Raw genomic sequence first — 16,524 nt, forward strand, 5'->3', positions numbered from 1 at the left:
TTTTATAAACAAACAGTACTTTTAAATCCTATTAAAAATACACTTAAGTATCTTGATTTACTATCGATTAATATTATATTAACCTTACACAGTTGTAATAATTTCTTCAAAATCTCTTCTAAACGAATCTGCATTTCTTTCCGCTCAATTTTAGGTAAGAAAATTAATTGCATCATTTATAAAAACCCCCCTAAACTATTTTGTTAATAAAAAATAAAAAAGCGGACACCAAACTACAGAGCAATATAATAACGCCCTTTTTAGTTTGATGTCCATGGATTCTTCCAGTAGGACTAAATTTATAATTAGTATTATAGCCTTTTCTCATATTTTAGTATATTTCTCATTAGAAAAAGATTATTTTATATAGATTACTATAAGCATCCATAAAGCCAAAGCGCCAATGATAGCGAGCGCTATACGTGTAGATAGTATCCTTAATTCAAAATCAGTTTTCTTGGAGGGTTCAGGATATGCAATTATGTAAATTCCCTTTAATAATGCAAGCCATGAAATAACCGTTAGGAACCCCTGCCAGTTGAATACCCATACATTATGTAGGATCACAGTACCTAGCCCTAGGAAAATCGACAAAAAACCGTACATAATACCAAACCCTCTGTCTTCAACCACTAATTTTTTCAATTCACGTAGTACCGATGGACGTACGAAAAGTATTCCCGATACGATAACCGTTATCCATCCCCAAAACAATCCTAAAAAAGTGCTAGTTTCCATTTTTAGTTCACTCCCCTCAATTATTTATATTTCAGATATTCCCCCCTTTAGAACAATTCCAGCATCTATATATAAGCTAAATTCTGCTCTTTATTCATACAAATATGGCATATTCAATACCTATCCTTAATCACCTCATTTCTCTACGAGATGAAATTTTTATATCATTCTTTGTCATCATCTATCCGAATCAACCGAAGTCGCTTTGTACTATTACCACACACTTTTTCATAGCTTGGAGCTAACATGCATCGAAGCCAATATAATGATTTATTTGCCTTTTTCACTAACCTCTACAATTGCGCCCTATTAAAATAGCGTTTTTGTTTCAAATGATGCCCTCATTAATTCGGACGGATTCCCTAGTGTTTTTTACCAAAAATTCATGATATCGTTAATTAGTCGAGTACGTCATTACTTGATGATTACCCTTAGGAGCCTCGCGGACAATCGGTGTTTCTTTTATGTAAATAAGGATTTTGTTTAAACTTTACGATATGCAACTATATTAAAATATCTTCTAAAATTCCCATTGAACATTTATAATACTTTTAAATGGTTTAAATTCTACAATTAGTAATGGAGGCATTTTAATGGGAAACATCCCAAAAGTATCATCACACCAATCAAATCCCAATATACCCTCACAGCAAGTGAACCCTAATACCCAACAAGGTAATATTAAAAAAACAAGACGCCGTATTATAACTACTTTGGCTATTATATTACCTATAATTTTTGTCCTTCAATATTCTCTGAATAACCAACAAGAAATGATTAAAGAAAAACAAATCACGCTGAATACGGAGCAACAAAAATTATCTTCTGTAAAGAAGGATGGTCATTCCCTTAAGAATGATGTTAAAGCTTTAACAAGTAGTGAAGAAGAAATTTTAAAATTCGCAAGGAAACTGTATGGATTCTCTAAACCGAATGAAACTATATTTCAAATAACTGAATAAAATTACACTGCATTACCCAAAAGGCGATTTGAAGATAATCGCCTTTTTATATTTAATTTCTAAAGAAATCATACTAATTTCTCTTTCTATCATATAACTATTTTATTTAATTTGTTAAAATACAACCGCTTGTCCATTTCACTTTGCTCTGTCATTACATTTACTATTAGTAATACGATTTTTAGAGGTGATAAATAATGGACGAGTTTTTATCTTTTGTTGCACTTAATCCGGGTTCTATTGGACCTACACTTCCACCTGTTCAACCTTTTCAATTCCCTACTGGTCCCACCGGTTCTACAGGAGCTACTGGTGCTACCGGTTCAACTGGACCAACCGGACCAACTGGACCAACTGGACCAACTGGACCAACCGGACCAACCGGATCAACCGGACCAACTGGACCAACTGGACCAACTGGACCAACTGGATTTAATCTTCCTGCTGGGCCTGCATCTATTACCTTGACTTCTAACGAAACCACAGCATGTGTATCCACTCAAGGAAATAATACTTTATTTTTTTCGGGTCAAGTATTAGTAAACGGTAGTCCTACTCCAGGAGTAGTGGTCAGTTTTTCATTCAGTAACCCTTCTCTTGCTTTCATGGTTCCTCTTGCGGTCATTACCAATGCTTCAGGTAACTTTACCGCTGTATTTCTAGCCGCTAATGGGCCTGGAACAGTAACCGTTACTGCTTCACTTCTTGATTCTCCTGGAACAATGGCTAGCGTCACTATTACCATTGTGAATTGTCCGTAATGGTTTTATTTTTAAGAACTAAGTAATATCTAATAAGATGAGCACTGATTTACAGTGCTCTTTTTTATCATTGGGATGTTCCTTTCAAATGAAATTTCGTAACACCCTACTAAAATAACGCTTTTATTAAGAACTAATGATCTTTATATTTCTTAAGCTTGTCATCACAAGTAATTTTTATAATTAGTTAAATTCTCAATATAGTTTGTGTATATAATTCCATTCAAAGATACATAATACCCACGTAACTATTTAAAAGCACTTCGTTTTTATATCTAAGTTCAAAAAGGAGCTACATAACATGGATAAAAAAGATTTATTAAGTCAACAACTTGATCCTGTGTCATTAGATGCGCTGAATACTCCTAGTAAGGCCCAAGAACAACTGCAAGAAACATCTCAGGAGGCACATAATTCAAACAAAAAGGACAGTACTAAATCTTTACATGTTGAAGATTTACCAAATTAAGACGTATATAGAACAACGAACAAATAGTAAATTTTAAGGGGGAAAATCTTAAGAACGAGTAAACGTAATTCCCCCTTTTCTTATCTAAATAATACTTTAATATGAAATCCGTACACATTTTTGACACATTCACTATCACAATCTCCTGAAAATACGTGATAATATTAATTTGTCGAATACGCCAAATTTCGACATTGAACGACAATGATATCTCCCTTATTGAATCCCTGTCCCCCAGGGATTTCTCCTTTTATTCATTACTTTTTTCTTCACTAAATTTTCATTCTTAACAAAATTCAATCACTCCATTGAATAGACAGCCACAGTATCCTATTTTGATAAAAACTAAAAACAAACATACTTAACACTAATAGTAGATTTTTTAACTCCAAATTTACTTTTTCTCTCTTATCTTTTTGTAAACATTAAAAATGAGCTCTATTTACATAGAGCTCATTCGTAATTTTATAGTTTGCTAGACTGTAGTCCTTGAATAAAGGGTACTACTTCAGGATTTACAAGTGATGATAAATCTCCTAATTCTTTTCCTAAGTAAGCAGCTTTAATGACGCGTCGCATTACTTTAGAATTACGTGTTTTCGGTAAATCTTCTACAACATGAATATCTTTTGGACATAATGCTTTTCCAATATGTGAGTTTACTAAACTCATTAATTCTTTCTTTAACTCTCCAGAGAATACTACACCGTCTCGTAATACAACAAAACAATGACAAACTTCACCTTTTACATCGTCAGGTACACCAATTGCAGCTGCTTCTATTACATTATTATGTTTCACAAGAATAGATTCATATTCAGCAGGCCCAATACGTTTTCCAGCAATGTTTAACGTATCATCTGAACGCCCCGTAATAATATATTGCTCACCGTCATAAATAACCCAATCACCATGAATCCACTTATTTTCAAAACGTGACCAGTATGTGTTTACATAACGCTCATCGTCTTCCCAGAAACTTTTCGTCATACCTACCCACGGTTTTTCTAAACATAATTCTCCGACTTCATCACGAATCGGTTTACCTCGATCATCAAGTACAACCGCTGCCATTCCTGGTAAAGATGCGTTAAAACTAATCGGTGCAATTGGTTTAATAAGAACGTTTCCGAAAATCCCACCAGAAATTTCAGTTCCTCCTGAATAGTTACAAATTGGTACTTTACCTTTACCGACTGTATTAAATAACCACATCCATGGATCTGGATTCCAAGGTTCTCCTGTTGATGCGAATACTTCTAAACTCTTTAAAGAATGTTTATTCACATACTCATCACCTTTTGCCATTAATGCACGGATTAACGTTGGCGAAATACCGAGATGAGTAATTTCATATTTATCAACTGTCTCCCATAAGCGATCTGCTTCTGGGAAGTCTGGAACACCTTCGTACATAACCATTGTTGCGCCATTAATTAAAGAGCCGAATAGTAAAAATGGTCCCATCATCCAGCCCATATCAGTTACCCATAATACGCGGTCGCCTTGTTTTATATTCATTCCAAATCCTGCATCAAATGCAGATTTTAGCGGGAAACCAGCATGTGTGTGTACTGTCCCCTTCGGCTTACCAGTCGTTCCAGATGTATATATAAGCATTAATGGATCATCACTGTTCATTTCTTCAGCATGTATAAATGGTTTTTCTTTTTCTAACGTACTCCATGAAAAATCATAATTATGCGGTGTAAAATCATTTCCTGCATGACGAACAATTACCACCTTTTCAACAGTTGGACAATGTTCACAAGCTTTATCTACTTCATCTTTTAATGAAACAATTTTCCCACGGCGTGAAAAGCCATCTGCGGTAATAACCATTTTTGAACCAGCTGCTTGTACACGTGTCATTACTGCATCAGCAGCAAAACCTGAGAATATTGGTGAAATAATCGCTCCAATTTTCATTACCGCTAACATAGCAACAACTGTTTCAGGAATCATTGGCATGTAAATTGTTACACGATCACCTTTTTCAATACCAGCATGTTTCAAACCGTTGGCAACACGGCTTACCCAGCTATCAAGCTCTTCATATGTAAATGATTTCGAAGTTCCGTTTTCCCCTTCATACATAAGTGCTGCTTGTGTTTTCGTTTTATCATCTGCAAGCCAACGAGATAAAGCAGATTCTACAACGTTACAAGTTCCCTCAGTATACCACTGTGCAAACGGTGTACCATTTTCTAAATCTAACACTTCTGTATATGGTTTCATCCACTGATAGCCAACTGCTCTCTCAGCTTCTCCCCAAAACCAAGCTGTTTCTTCAATTGACTTATTATAAAAAGCTTCGTAATCTTCATAGCCTAATGATTTCATCCAACCAAATAAACGCGTTTTTTCTTTATATTCTTCTGTTGGAAACCAAACTGCTTGTTTCATGTTTTCCCCTCCTTGACTTTTTGAGCAAGAAAGCCCTAAATAGGGCTTTTAAACTGGATATACAGGATGTTTACGATCCGTGAATACTTGATATTTACTCATATACATTTCGAATCGTCCTTTTAACTCTTCACGTAAATTGTTTGGATGAACAATACCATCAATCACCATCTCAGATGCTAAACGGTAAATATCAATATCTTTCTTATACTCTTCTCGTTTTTCAGCAATAAAACTTGCACGCTCTTCTTCTGGTAAAGCTGCAATCTTATTTGCATATACCGCATTAACCGCTGCTTCTGGACCCATTACTGCAATAGAAGCTGTTGGTAATGCTAAGCAGCAGTCTGGTTCAAACGCTGGACCTGCCATTGCATATAAGCCAGCTCCATATGCTTTTCGAACGACGATAGAAATTTTCGGTACAGTTGCTTCACTCATTGCAGAGATCATTTTTGCACCGTGACGAATAATTCCGGCACGCTCTACTTTTGTACCAATCATAAATCCAGGTACATCTGCAAGGAATAATAATGGAATATGGTATGCATCGCATAAATTTATAAACTTCGCTGCTTTATCAGCTGAATCATGGAATAATACGCCGCCCTTCATACGCGGCTGATTTGCAATAATGCCAATTGGCTTACCATCAATGCGTGCTAAACCTGTAATTAGTTCTTGAGCAAATAATTTTTTCACTTCAAAGAAAGAACCTTCATCAATAATTCTATTAATGAGATCTTTCATATTGAAAGGAGCATTTTGATTTTCTGGAATGATTTCTTCTAACGTTTTATCGAACTGTTTCGGTTCTTGAGGTGTAATCAAGGGAGTCTTTTCTAAATAGTTACTTGGAAAGTAAGAAATATATTGTCTTGCTTGCGTAATTGCATCTTCTTCTGTTTTACATAAAACATCTCCGCATCCTGATACTGAGCAATGCATACGTGCTCCGCCCATTTCTTCTAAAGTTACCTTCTCACCGATAACCATTTCAGCCATACGCGGAGACCCTAAATACATTGAAGCATTTCCTTCAACCATCATAACAACGTCACAAAATGCTGGAATATACGCACCACCAGCCGCTGAAGGTCCAAATAATAAACAAATTTGTGGCACTTTACCAGATAATTTCACTTGGTTATAAAAGATTCTTCCTGCACCGCGGCGTCCAGGGAACATTTCAACTTGATCTGTAATACGCGCTCCAGCAGAATCAACTAAATAAAATAACGGTACACGTAATTTTTCTGCTGTTTCTTGAATACGTAGAATTTTTTCAACTGTACGTGCTCCCCATGATCCAGCCTTTACAGTCGAATCATTTGCCATTACGCACGCAGTACGACCATGTATTTTACCAGTCGCAGTTACAACACCATCAGCTGGTAATCCAGTTTGTTCACAATTTGCAAATAATGCATCTTCCACATATTCACCATTATCGAATAAAAGAGCCAAACGATCTCGAACAAAAAGTTTCCCTTTTGCTTTGTTTTGTTCATGATATTTCGGTGCCCCGCCTTGCTTAATTGTTTCAACTCGTTCTTCAAATAAATTAGATTGTTGTTTTTGATCTAACATATTTACTCCCCCTTATACATTGGTTTGCGTTTTTCCTTGAATGCCTGTAATCCTTCTAATCTATCTTTCGTATGGATTACGCCCTCATACGCCTGTTTTTCCATTTGTAAGCCGGTATGTAAATCTACTTGAATACCATTTGAAATTGCTTCTTTTGCTAATCGAACGGCAATTGGACCATTATTAGCAATTCGATCTGCAATTTCAATTGCTTTCTCTTCTAGTAAATCAGCTGGTACTACGAACTCTACTAAACCATACTCTTTCGCTTCTTGCGCCGAAATACGTCTTCCTGTATAAATTAATTCTTTCGCTCTACCAACTCCAATTAATCTAGGTAAGCGCTGAGTACCACCCGCCCCAGGTATAATTGCAAGGGAAGTTTCAGTGAGACCTAGACTTGCAATGTCAGAAGCAATTCTAAAATCACAAGCTAAGCTTAATTCAGTACCTCCACCAAGTGCGATTCCGTTAATAGCAGCAATAACTGGTTGTGGCAATTGTTCAACCATCTCCATAGTAGAACGAATCATACCCACAGCATGGCGAACTTGTTCTTCATTCATGTTGGCACGCTCTTTTAAATCAGCACCAGCGCAAAACGCTTTTTCGCCAGCCCCTGTTAAAATAACAACGCGCGTATTTGATTCTTCGTTTATTTGAGTTAATATAGTTTGTAATTCTTCTAATAATGCCAAAGATAATGAGTTAGCTTGTCTTTCACGATTTAACGAAATCTTTACAACGTAAGGTGTTACATAGTCAACGGAAATATTTTGTAATTGTAGCATCTTCTCACCTACTTATCGTTTTATGTTGAAGCGCTCTATACACATGACTCGGTAATTGGATATTTAACTTACTTTGAATAAATTGACTAGCTCTCAATAACTTTTCTTCGTCTATATTTGTTTGGACACCTAACCTATGGAGCATATGCACTAAATCATCAGTTGCAACATTTCCTGATGCTCCCGGTGCATATGGACATCCCCCGAGTCCACCACAAGAACTATCAAACGTTGTAATACCGTGTTCTAAAGACTTAACTACATTTGCAAGTGCCATCCCATACGTATTATGAAAATGCATTGCAAACTGCGAAGCATCATACTTCTTTAATAGATGTTCTAATACTTGTTCTACTTGTAATGGATTCGCTACACCAATCGTGTCACCGAGAGAAACTTCATAAATGCCGTATGAAAATAGTTGATTACATATTTCATCAACTGCTGTGGCACTTATATCTCCCTCATACGGACATCCAAATACAGTAGAAACATAACCCCTAACCTTTTTCCCTTCGAATATTGCCTGTTTTGTTATATCTTCAATGACAGTTAATGCTTCTTTAATTGATTTATTAATATTACTTTTATTATGAGATTCACTCGCTGATAAAAAAACATTCACCTCATCTACATTTTGCAAAAAAGCTCGTTCCAAACCATTTTGATTTGGAACAAGCGCAGCATATGTAACATTTGGATCCCTTTTTAGCTCAGAAAATACATCACTTGCATCTGCTAATGCAGGAACCCACTTAGGGTGAACGAATGAGGAAACTTCAACGTACGACAATCCCGCTTCTGTAAGTAGTTGAATCCACTTTACTTTATCTTTTGTGCCAACAATCTTTTTTTCATTCTGTAAGCCATCACGTGGCCCGACTTCTTTAATGACAGCAAAATTAGGTAGTTTCAATTCGCTTCCCCCTATATCTCCCTATTCAATTTCTAGTAATACATCTCCTTCATTTACAAAATCGCCTTCTTGAACATTTATTTTCATAACAGTTCCGGCTTCTTCTGCAACGATTGGAATTTCCATTTTCATAGATTCCAAAATGACGACATCCTGCTCTTCCTCTACTGTGTCTCCTACTCCTACAACAATCTTCCAAACATTTCCTGCCATCGATGCATATACTTTCGTCATCATTTTTTCCCCCTTAATATTCATAACACTTATTTTTTAACAAGTTGTTTCGTTACAAAACCTGTTGTATAAATACCACTTTTGAACACATCGTCTTCCAATACTTGTAGTAGCATTGGTGTATTCGTTTTAATACCTTCAACCTTTAACTCCTCTAAAGCATTTTCTAATTTTGAAATTGCTTCTTCACGAGTCTCACCATGAGCAATGACTTTTGCAATCATTGGATCATAGAAAGGTGTAATCGTTACATTACTCTCTAAAAAGTGATCGATACGTATATTTGACGGTAACGTTAAATCTGTAATTTTCCCAGGTGATGGGAAGAATGTTTTCGGATCTTCTGCATAAATACGAGCTTCAATGGCATGACCACTACGTTTTACATCATCCTGTGTAAATGATAACTTCTCACCACTTGCGATAAGGAGTTGTTGTTCTACAAGATCTAATCCAGTAATTTCTTCTGTAACTGGATGTTCTACTTGTAATCTCGTATTCATTTCTAAGAAATAAAAGTTCTTTTGATCATCTACAAGAAACTCAACTGTACCAGCATTTGTATAACCAAGAGCTTTAGCAGCTTGTACAGCAACTTCTCCCATAGCTTTTCGTGTACCTTCATCTAAAAATGGTGACGGCGCTTCTTCAATCACTTTTTGATTTCGGCGCTGCACTGAACATTCGCGTTCCCATAAATACACTGTGTTACCATGTGTATCTGCTAAAAGTTGAATTTCAATATGATGTGCATCTGCTATATAGCGTTCTAAGTACATTTCTCCGTTACCAAAGAAATTTTGCGCTCTTGTTTTATTACTTTCAAATGCTTTGGTGAGCGTTTGCTCAGTTTCCATCAACTGCATTCCAATGCCTCCGCCGCCCGCGGATGCCTTAAGCATTAATGGATAACCAATTTGTTTTGCAATTTCAATTGCTTCTTCAGCAGTTTCTATATTTGTAGTAATGCCTGGAACTACTGGTACATCTGCTGCTTGCATTGCTATACGTGATTCAATTTTACTTCCCATCTTAGTAATGATTTCTTCTGAAGGACCGATAAATACGATTCCTTCTTCTTTACAGCGAATCGGAAAAGATGGATTCTCTGATAATAATCCGTACCCTGGATGGATTGCTTCAGCATTTGTCTTCTTAGCTATTTCTATAATTTTTTCAAGGTTTAAATAGCTTTCTTGGACACGTGGGCCCCCTACTAAGTAAGCTTCATTTGCCAATTTTACATGAAGGGCATTTTCATCAGCCTCAGAATAAATAGCAACGGTACGAATGCCAAGTTTTTGACAAGTTTTCATAATTCGAACTGCGATTTCCCCGCGATTAGCAATTAATATTTTTTGAAACATAGTGACTCCTCCTTTTTATCTACATCCTAAATGTCTTGCAATTACGAGACGTTGAATTTCAGAAGTTCCTTCACCAATTTCTAAAAGTTTTGCATCACGAATATATCGTTCAACTTCATATTCACGCATATAGCCATATCCACCATGAATTTGTACTGCATGATTCGCAATACGACTAGCTGCTTCAGACGCAAACAATTTTGCCATAGCTGCTTCTTTACCGAAAGGTTTATCGTTATCTTTTAACCAAGCTGCTTTATGTACTAAATTACGAGCTAATTCCACTTCAGTCGCCATATCAGCCAATTTAAATTGAATCGCTTGGAAATTAGAAATCGTTTTTCCAAATTGTTGACGTTCTTTCGCATATTGCAATGCACGCTCAAATGCAGATTGTGCAATACCTACTGCTAATGCTGCAATTGAAATACGTCCTCCATCAAGTGTATATAAGAATTGTTTAAATCCTTTATTTACATCACCAAGAATGTTTTCTTTCGGTACACGTACACCATCAAGTACGATTTCACAAGTATTAGAAGCACGAACACCCATCTTATCGTAAGGACTTGAAATCGTTAATCCTTCACTAGTAGTCGGTACGATAAATGCAGAAATACGTTTCCTACCATTGTCTTCAACACCGTTGATAGCGGTTACAATAATTGTATTTGCATACTCTGCATTTGTGATCCAACACTTTTCGCCACTAATAACATATTCATCGCCATCTAATATCGCTTTCGTTTGTGTGCCCCCTGCATCAGATCCAGCGTTTGGCTCTGTTAATCCGAAAGCACCTAATGTTTTCCCTGACGCCATTGGAACTAAATATTTTTGTTTTTGTTCTTCTGTACCGAAATAATAAATTGGAGAAGCACCTAATGAAATTGTTGCAGCATAGCTTAAACCAGTACCACCACAAGCACGACCAATTTCTTCAACTGCTAATGCGTACGATACTGTATCGCCACCTGAACCTCCATACTCTTCTGGGAATGGGATGCCTAATAATCCTAGTTCGCCCATTTTTTGAAATGTTTCATATGGAAACTCTGCAGTTTTGTCATAATACACAGCTTTCGGTGCGATTTCCTTTTCAGCAAAGTCACGTACCATTTCTTTAATCATTTGTTTTTCGCGAGTTAGAGTAAATTCCATTCCGCTACACACCCCTTATCGAATATTGAGTTTCGACAGCGTGCGAGTTTCTACTACAAACATTACTTCTTAAAAGACACGAATATTAGTTGGACAATTGCTATAATTCTGTCATAACTTAATTTTAAAACAGATTCTGTACCAATGCACAAAAAAATTCCTACATTGTTCTACAACAACATAGGAGGTTTTGTGTCGAATTATGTAATTTATTGTTTAATAATCTCTACCTCTTCCCGAATCAGAAATTTCTACTAAAGCTTCAGGATATGGTTCGAAATATGTTTGTCTTAATAAATACTTTTCATCAAATCGAATGGCCCATGTTTTTAAAATTACAAGTAAACTACTAAGTGGGATTTTCTTTTCAGAATACTTCTGTAACAGCTCTAAAAAATGAGCTTTTTCTTGTTTTTTTAGCTTTGTTTTAAAATATCCAAAAATGTGCTCACATACATTTACATTCGATGTATAGCGGGGCGTACGCATGAATAATTCATATAAAGTTTTCTCATAATTGTCAAATACAACTTCAATCGTTTCATTTTTTTGATTTGCAATAATACGCCCTAATTCTTTTTGTTTCACCTGATTATATGCCATAAATAAATACTTATAATCTGATTGAAACGCTACGAGTTCTTTTATGTTTTTAGTATGTTTAATCATTTTGTAATGCGCGATTGTAAACAATCTTGTAAAGAAATGCTCTCTAATAATAAAATTCGACAATCTACCTTCTTCTTCAATTGGAAGATACGAAAATTTTTTTATTACTGCTCCGCCAAATAATCCAGTTCCTTTTCCTTTTACTGGTCCTTTTTCAAAACCAGAATAGATTTTCACATCACGAGTTCCGCAACTTGGCGAACGATTCTTCAAAATAAAACCGTCAACTTCAGGTAATGTTTGTAAAAACGCATTTGAAAATTGCTCCATTTTTTCAGTTACATCTTCTCGTGTTGACGGTTGTACAAGCATATTCGCACCATTTTTTTCTACAATACGTATCGTTTCACGAGGAGTCCCTAAACCTATTTCTACTTCAGGACATACAGGTATAAATGTAACAAATGGCTGTAAGTTTCGAATTGTTATATCTGGAATGACCTCTCCATTATAACGACAGGCATCAAATTCTAAACATTTACTTACAACAATTATTGGTTTAGCAAATTGTCGCATCACATTACCTCCGTGGTGTTAGTCCATACAATATAAATTGAATCGTATTTTCAATTTCCACTTCATCGTCCCATTTCTCTTCCGGCAATAATAAAAACCTCGTTAAGAGTAACCCTAATACAGCTGATAAAGTAAGACGTAATACGGAAGATGGTGGAAGTTCAATAATTTCCCCTTCTTCTTGAAACTTTGCAATCAGCTTTTTAAAACGTACAAGCAGTTCTGTTTCTATTAATTGTTGTATTTCACTTTTTAGTTCGGGCTGAAATGGTACTTCTTGAATTAATATTTTTATCATTGGAAAGTGCTTTTTAGCAAATTCAAATCTATTTTGAATTATTACTCTTAAAAGCACTTCATACGATTCATACTCTGTTTTAAATATTTCTTTTGCAAAGGCTTGTACGAAAAATGGTGCAGCAAACTTTGTTAAGGTCGGCATCACGACTGCAAACAATAAATCTTTTTTCGTTTTATAGTAGCGGAAGATTGTTCCTTCCGCTACACCAGCTCGCTTTGCAATTTCACTCGTTGAAGTTGAAGCGTACCCTTTTTCTCCAAACATATCAACAGCTGCCTCTAGTATACGCATTTGACGTTCATTACGTTTATCAGTATTCGTTGCGGCAACTAATTCTTCCAGCCAATCCTTCTTCATCTATTGTGCTCCTTTTTATCATCATTATATTTTGCGATGTTTCTTTAATGCAAATACATTTCCTACTGCAAATAATAGTGAAAAAAGTAGTAATACAGTAAGATCTAATGCAATCTCTGTAAAGCCTTGATTCCGAATCATTACTTGTCTCATAGCATCAGCACCATATGTGAGTGGAAATAATTTACCTAACATTTGTAACCATGTATTCATGGATTCCATTGGAAACAACCCAGAAAAGAAGACTTGTGGCACGATAACAAGCGGTATAAATTGAATCATTTGAAATTCATTATTTGCGTATGCCGATAAAAATGTGCCTAATGTTAGTGCAGTTAAAGAAAGCATACATGTTATAAGTAGCGTAAGCCATATTGAGCCAGCTACATATAAATCTAAAATATAAACTGAAAAACTTACAATTATAATAGATTGTATAAATGCAAAGATTCCAAAACCAATAATATATCCTACAACTATTTCCCATCTTCTCACTGGTGTGGACAATAATCTCTCTAATGTACCACTTAAACGTTCTCTTACAAAAGATACTCCGGACAATATAAATACAAAGAAAAATGTAAAGAAACCAATTAATACGGGACCAAGCCCATCAAACATCGTAATGTCTTTAGAGCCATGTAAATAATCCACCTCAGGCTTCATCATTGATACATTATTCTTCTCTGTACTCTTCTGCAATACTTGAAGTACCGCGCGGTTTTTTGATGAATCACTGCCTTCTAATAGAAGATTCATTTTTCCATTTTCTAAATGAATTACTGCATCTACCTTTTGCTTTTCTAACTCCGAAATTGCTTTGTCTTTACTATATTCATAAATTGATGCTTCTTGATTTTTGATTGCTTTTACTATAGGAGCAGGCACATCGACTACAGCAATATTCGGTATATAGTCTTTTTGTGTAAATACTAGCGACAATAACCAAAGTAATAACATTGGTGCCCCAAACATCATTGCTAACGAACGCTTATCTCGAAAAAATTGACGAATGATACGGATAACTACACCATTAACTCTCATGATTCAATCACTCCTTCTAACATAAAGACATCTTCAATTCGTCCGGATGACGTTTGTTTTTTCAATTCCTCCGGTGTGCCAATCGCAACTAAATTCCCTTCTCTAATTAGCCCTAGACGTTCGCAAAACTCAGCTTCATCCATAATGTGCGTTGTTACAATAATAGTAGTGCCTTTCTTTTTAAGATCATAAAACTTCTCCCAAATCGATTTTCGAAGAAGAGGATCTATCCCAACTGTTGGCTCATCTAAAATTAATATTTCTGGCTCATGAAGGAGTGCTATCGCTAATGATAAACGCTTTTTCATTCCACCTGAAAAGTGCTGTACTTGCTTTTTCATATGCTCTGATAATTGTACAAGTTCAAAAACTTCTTCAATTCTCTCTTTCTTACGCTTACCTTTTAACCCATACATCGTTGCAATAAAATCTGCATTTTCATATGCCGATAGTTCTTCGTATAGTGCATCAGCCTGAGCCATATAACCAATTCTTTTCATTTCATTTAGATTAGGCATGTTTGTATTAAAAACAATTACATCCCCTGTAGTTGACTCATTAATACCTGCAATCATTTTAATGAGTGTTGTTTTCCCTGACCCGGAAGGTCCAACCAATCCAAAAATTTCTGCTTTTTCTATTTGCAACGAAAGGTTATGCAAAACTTCTTTTTTTCCAAATTTTTTTGATACATCTCGTAAAATAATTGAAGATTGTTGCACTAAAAATCCCCCTTTTCTTCAAAATGAGTGAGTACTCACTTTTATTTTACTCTTGCGTAATTATATGTCAAACTTCATTGATTAGTATTTATTTTCCATCAACAATATTAAGCAATGAAACAGAGTCGACATTAGAATATTTTTTCTTAAAGTCGACTCTGTTTCATTGTAAATTATTCGATTTTTGTTATGTTTTTAAATTTAAATACCTTCTAATTCTAGCAACATCTAAAGAATATTCGATAACTATTTGCTGTATTGGTAATATAACCGTTTCCGGATATAAATGTGCATATTGTAACGTTTCTGCATACTTTTCCAACCGTTGTTCTAAATACTTTACAATTTGCTCAGGATGACTTACTAATAAAGACGTACTATAATAATGAATTTGTTCCTCAATCGCCGTATATTCTTCAATTTCAAATTCTTTATGCATTTGTACACCCCTTTATATTTTTAATATCGTTTAATAATAACTATTTTAACTCGACTAATTTTTAAGTTTTTTGATTATTTACACTATAACAAACTCAATAGGTCAAATTTTGTTACTTTATGTAACGTTGAAAAATTTTAACAAAATTGTAATGGAAACTTGTACTGAAAAAAACTACCTTTAAATTATTCCCCTGAACAAAAAAGCCGTACAGATTAATTTAACTGCACGACTACAATCTCAGGTCTATTAAAAATTCTTTGCGGAATGATACTATTGCCTAATCCTCTACTAACTATCATAGACGTATTTTGTTTTTCATATAGGCCTGCTGTATATTTAGGTAAAACACCTTGATTTGGAGCAACTAATCCTCCAATAAACGGTAACCTAACTTGCCCACCATGAGCATGCCCTGACAAAACTAAATCTATTTGCTCGTCAGCATACTCCTCAATAAATTCAGGCCTATGGGATAATAATACATTATATCTATCTGGCTGCATTTCAATTTTCGCTTTTATAATTTCATCCTTTACAATATCTCCTTCAGTACGGTTTCCAATAACAAATTCCGGATCATCAATACCTAGCAAGTTTATTTCTTGCTCACCTTTTCGAATGCTTACATGTTCATTCCTTAAAACAGTAACATGGTGTTTCTTCAATTCTTTCTCTAAACTGTTATATTTTCCCGACCACTTTTCATGATTTCCTGTCACAAAATATATAGGATACTCTTTTACAAGTTTTCGTATTACTTGCAGACTAATTTCTGCATCGTACGATTTACTATCTATTAAATCACCAGTAATAACAATGATGTCAGGATTCGAATTTTTCACTTTTTTGATTAATACGTCCTGATTATCACCAAATTTTTTATTATGTAAATCTGAAATTTGTAGTATTTTATATCCTTTAAAAGAAGAGGGAATTTTACTAGAGGTTATTTTAACCTCAGTTATACTTATTAAATTGTTTTGTAAATATAAAAAGATACTAATGCCTACTAATATACCAATAATTAATATGATTCTTTTAGTCTTCTTGTTCATATTTCCTCCTAAAATCTTGATCA

Annotated in this window: 19 protein-coding genes and 1 pseudogene; 3 read left to right on the forward strand and 17 right to left on the reverse strand. The window is 35.0% G+C overall.

The annotated features are described in order from the left end of the window. Positions 1 to 2 precede the first annotated feature (2 nt). Complete coding sequence (locus tag QCI75_RS14440) at positions 3 to 176, reverse strand: hypothetical protein (protein WP_186320942.1); 174 nt, start codon at positions 174 to 176, stop codon at positions 3 to 5. A gap of 181 nt (positions 177 to 357) precedes the next feature. Continuing rightward, positions 358 to 738 (reverse strand): hypothetical protein, encoded by a 381-nt coding sequence (locus QCI75_RS14445; RefSeq protein WP_144507249.1) that lies wholly within the window; start codon positions 736 to 738, stop codon positions 358 to 360. 593 nt (positions 739 to 1,331) lie between these two features. On the opposite strand from QCI75_RS14445, the gene QCI75_RS14450 reads away from it, so the two are divergent. Then, positions 1,332 to 1,700: an FtsB family cell division protein gene (locus tag QCI75_RS14450; protein WP_144507250.1), complete on the forward strand. Its 369-nt coding sequence runs from the start codon at positions 1,332 to 1,334 to the stop codon at positions 1,698 to 1,700. A 197-nt stretch (positions 1,701 to 1,897) separates the two neighbouring features. After that, a pseudogene (locus QCI75_RS14455) lies at positions 1,898 to 1,954 on the forward strand (exosporium leader peptide-containing protein); the annotation flags it as partial. 17 nt (positions 1,955 to 1,971) lie between these two features. Here QCI75_RS14455 and QCI75_RS14460 read toward each other — a convergent pair. Together QCI75_RS14460 and QCI75_RS14465 are read right to left on the reverse strand one after the other, a co-directional pair. Beyond that, entirely contained in the window at positions 1,972 to 2,184 is a 213-nt protein-coding gene (locus QCI75_RS14460) for a hypothetical protein (protein WP_353761542.1), read from the reverse strand. Between the two features lie 45 nt (positions 2,185 to 2,229). Next, on the reverse strand, positions 2,230 to 2,445 hold the full coding sequence (locus tag QCI75_RS14465) for a hypothetical protein (RefSeq protein ID WP_002085442.1): 216 nt from the start codon (positions 2,443 to 2,445) through the stop codon (positions 2,230 to 2,232). Between the two features lie 317 nt (positions 2,446 to 2,762). Here QCI75_RS14465 and QCI75_RS14470 point away from each other — a divergent pair, with 317 nt between their 5' ends. Further along, positions 2,763 to 2,930, forward strand: coding sequence for a hypothetical protein (locus QCI75_RS14470; protein WP_186320943.1), 168 nt, complete (start codon positions 2,763 to 2,765; stop codon positions 2,928 to 2,930). Between the two features lie 465 nt (positions 2,931 to 3,395). On the opposite strand, the gene QCI75_RS14475 is transcribed toward QCI75_RS14470, so the two are convergent. The 13 genes from QCI75_RS14475 to QCI75_RS14535 form a co-directional block, all read right to left on the reverse strand. After that, positions 3,396 to 5,336: an AMP-binding protein gene (locus QCI75_RS14475; protein WP_144507252.1), complete on the reverse strand. Its 1,941-nt coding sequence runs from the start codon at positions 5,334 to 5,336 to the stop codon at positions 3,396 to 3,398. Positions 5,337 to 5,384: 48 nt separating this feature from the next. Continuing rightward, positions 5,385 to 6,926, reverse strand: coding sequence for an acyl-CoA carboxylase subunit beta (locus tag QCI75_RS14480; protein ID WP_144507253.1), 1,542 nt, complete (start codon positions 6,924 to 6,926; stop codon positions 5,385 to 5,387). 2 nt (positions 6,927 to 6,928) lie between these two features. Continuing rightward, positions 6,929 to 7,717 carry an enoyl-CoA hydratase gene (locus QCI75_RS14485; RefSeq protein ID WP_144507254.1) on the reverse strand — a complete coding sequence of 263 codons (789 nt, stop codon included), beginning with the start codon at positions 7,715 to 7,717 and terminating at the stop codon, positions 6,929 to 6,931. A gap of 4 nt (positions 7,718 to 7,721) precedes the next feature. Then, complete coding sequence (gene mvaB, locus QCI75_RS14490; RefSeq protein ID WP_353760739.1) at positions 7,722 to 8,633, reverse strand: hydroxymethylglutaryl-CoA lyase; 912 nt, start codon at positions 8,631 to 8,633, stop codon at positions 7,722 to 7,724. A gap of 21 nt (positions 8,634 to 8,654) precedes the next feature. Continuing rightward, positions 8,655 to 8,870, reverse strand: a complete 216-nt coding sequence (locus QCI75_RS14495; protein ID WP_144507256.1) for an acetyl-CoA carboxylase biotin carboxyl carrier protein subunit — start codon at positions 8,868 to 8,870, stop codon at positions 8,655 to 8,657. 26 nt (positions 8,871 to 8,896) lie between these two features. Beyond that, positions 8,897 to 10,234, reverse strand: coding sequence for an acetyl-CoA carboxylase biotin carboxylase subunit (locus QCI75_RS14500; RefSeq protein ID WP_144507257.1), 1,338 nt, complete (start codon positions 10,232 to 10,234; stop codon positions 8,897 to 8,899). Between the two features lie 15 nt (positions 10,235 to 10,249). Then, the gene (locus QCI75_RS14505) at positions 10,250 to 11,395 is read right to left on the reverse strand and encodes an acyl-CoA dehydrogenase (protein WP_002110003.1); all 1,146 of its coding nucleotides are present in this window, start codon (positions 11,393 to 11,395) and stop codon (positions 10,250 to 10,252) included. A 216-nt stretch (positions 11,396 to 11,611) separates the two neighbouring features. Then, complete coding sequence (locus QCI75_RS14510; protein ID WP_353760740.1) at positions 11,612 to 12,580, reverse strand: YbgA family protein; 969 nt, start codon at positions 12,578 to 12,580, stop codon at positions 11,612 to 11,614. 4 nt (positions 12,581 to 12,584) lie between these two features. Beyond that, the gene (locus QCI75_RS14515; protein WP_144507259.1) at positions 12,585 to 13,238 is read right to left on the reverse strand and encodes a TetR/AcrR family transcriptional regulator; all 654 of its coding nucleotides are present in this window, start codon (positions 13,236 to 13,238) and stop codon (positions 12,585 to 12,587) included. Between the two features lie 24 nt (positions 13,239 to 13,262). Further along, on the reverse strand, positions 13,263 to 14,282 hold the full coding sequence (locus tag QCI75_RS14520; protein ID WP_144507260.1) for an ABC transporter permease: 1,020 nt from the start codon (positions 14,280 to 14,282) through the stop codon (positions 13,263 to 13,265). After that, the gene (locus QCI75_RS14525; RefSeq protein WP_002065516.1) at positions 14,279 to 15,004 is read right to left on the reverse strand and encodes an ABC transporter ATP-binding protein; all 726 of its coding nucleotides are present in this window, start codon (positions 15,002 to 15,004) and stop codon (positions 14,279 to 14,281) included. Before QCI75_RS14525 ends, QCI75_RS14520 begins: the two co-directional genes overlap by 4 nt. 187 nt (positions 15,005 to 15,191) lie before the next feature. Then, positions 15,192 to 15,443: a hypothetical protein gene (locus tag QCI75_RS14530; RefSeq protein WP_002065514.1), complete on the reverse strand. Its 252-nt coding sequence runs from the start codon at positions 15,441 to 15,443 to the stop codon at positions 15,192 to 15,194. A gap of 215 nt (positions 15,444 to 15,658) precedes the next feature. Next, a complete protein-coding gene (locus QCI75_RS14535) occupies positions 15,659 to 16,501 on the reverse strand; it encodes a metallophosphoesterase (protein WP_353760741.1) in 843 nt (280 codons plus the stop codon). Positions 16,502 to 16,524 lie beyond the last annotated feature (23 nt).

This window comes from Bacillus cereus group sp. RP43 (assembly GCF_040459645.1).
Classification (GTDB): Bacteria; Bacillota; Bacilli; order Bacillales; family Bacillaceae_G; genus Bacillus_A; species Bacillus_A mycoides_C.

What these genes read in the sequence shown, in the direction of transcription:
- QCI75_RS14440 (WP_186320942.1), bottom strand. Translation starts at nt 176, where the DNA reads ATGATGCAATTAATTTTCTTACCTAAAATTGAGCGGAAAGAAATGCAG.
- QCI75_RS14445 (WP_144507249.1), bottom strand. Translation starts at nt 738, where the DNA reads ATGGAAACTAGCACTTTTTTAGGATTGTTTTGGGGATGGATAACGGTT.
- QCI75_RS14450 (WP_144507250.1), top strand. Translation starts at nt 1,332, where the DNA reads ATGGGAAACATCCCAAAAGTATCATCACACCAATCAAATCCCAATATA.
- QCI75_RS14465 (WP_002085442.1), bottom strand. Translation starts at nt 2,445, where the DNA reads ATGGTAATAGTGACGCTAGCCATTGTTCCAGGAGAATCAAGAAGTGAA.
- QCI75_RS14470 (WP_186320943.1), top strand. Translation starts at nt 2,763, where the DNA reads ATGGATAAAAAAGATTTATTAAGTCAACAACTTGATCCTGTGTCATTA.
- QCI75_RS14475 (WP_144507252.1), bottom strand. Translation starts at nt 5,336, where the DNA reads ATGAAACAAGCAGTTTGGTTTCCAACAGAAGAATATAAAGAAAAAACG.
- QCI75_RS14480 (WP_144507253.1), bottom strand. Translation starts at nt 6,926, where the DNA reads ATGTTAGATCAAAAACAACAATCTAATTTATTTGAAGAACGAGTTGAA.
- QCI75_RS14485 (WP_144507254.1), bottom strand. Translation starts at nt 7,717, where the DNA reads ATGCTACAATTACAAAATATTTCCGTTGACTATGTAACACCTTACGTT.
- QCI75_RS14495 (WP_144507256.1), bottom strand. Translation starts at nt 8,870, where the DNA reads ATGATGACGAAAGTATATGCATCGATGGCAGGAAATGTTTGGAAGATT.
- QCI75_RS14500 (WP_144507257.1), bottom strand. Translation starts at nt 10,234, where the DNA reads ATGTTTCAAAAAATATTAATTGCTAATCGCGGGGAAATCGCAGTTCGA.
- QCI75_RS14505 (WP_002110003.1), bottom strand. Translation starts at nt 11,395, where the DNA reads ATGGAATTTACTCTAACTCGCGAAAAACAAATGATTAAAGAAATGGTA.
- QCI75_RS14510 (WP_353760740.1), bottom strand. Translation starts at nt 12,580, where the DNA reads ATGCGACAATTTGCTAAACCAATAATTGTTGTAAGTAAATGTTTAGAA.
- QCI75_RS14515 (WP_144507259.1), bottom strand. Translation starts at nt 13,238, where the DNA reads ATGAAGAAGGATTGGCTGGAAGAATTAGTTGCCGCAACGAATACTGAT.
- QCI75_RS14520 (WP_144507260.1), bottom strand. Translation starts at nt 14,282, where the DNA reads ATGAGAGTTAATGGTGTAGTTATCCGTATCATTCGTCAATTTTTTCGA.
- QCI75_RS14530 (WP_002065514.1), bottom strand. Translation starts at nt 15,443, where the DNA reads ATGCATAAAGAATTTGAAATTGAAGAATATACGGCGATTGAGGAACAA.
- QCI75_RS14535 (WP_353760741.1), bottom strand. Translation starts at nt 16,501, where the DNA reads ATGAACAAGAAGACTAAAAGAATCATATTAATTATTGGTATATTAGTA.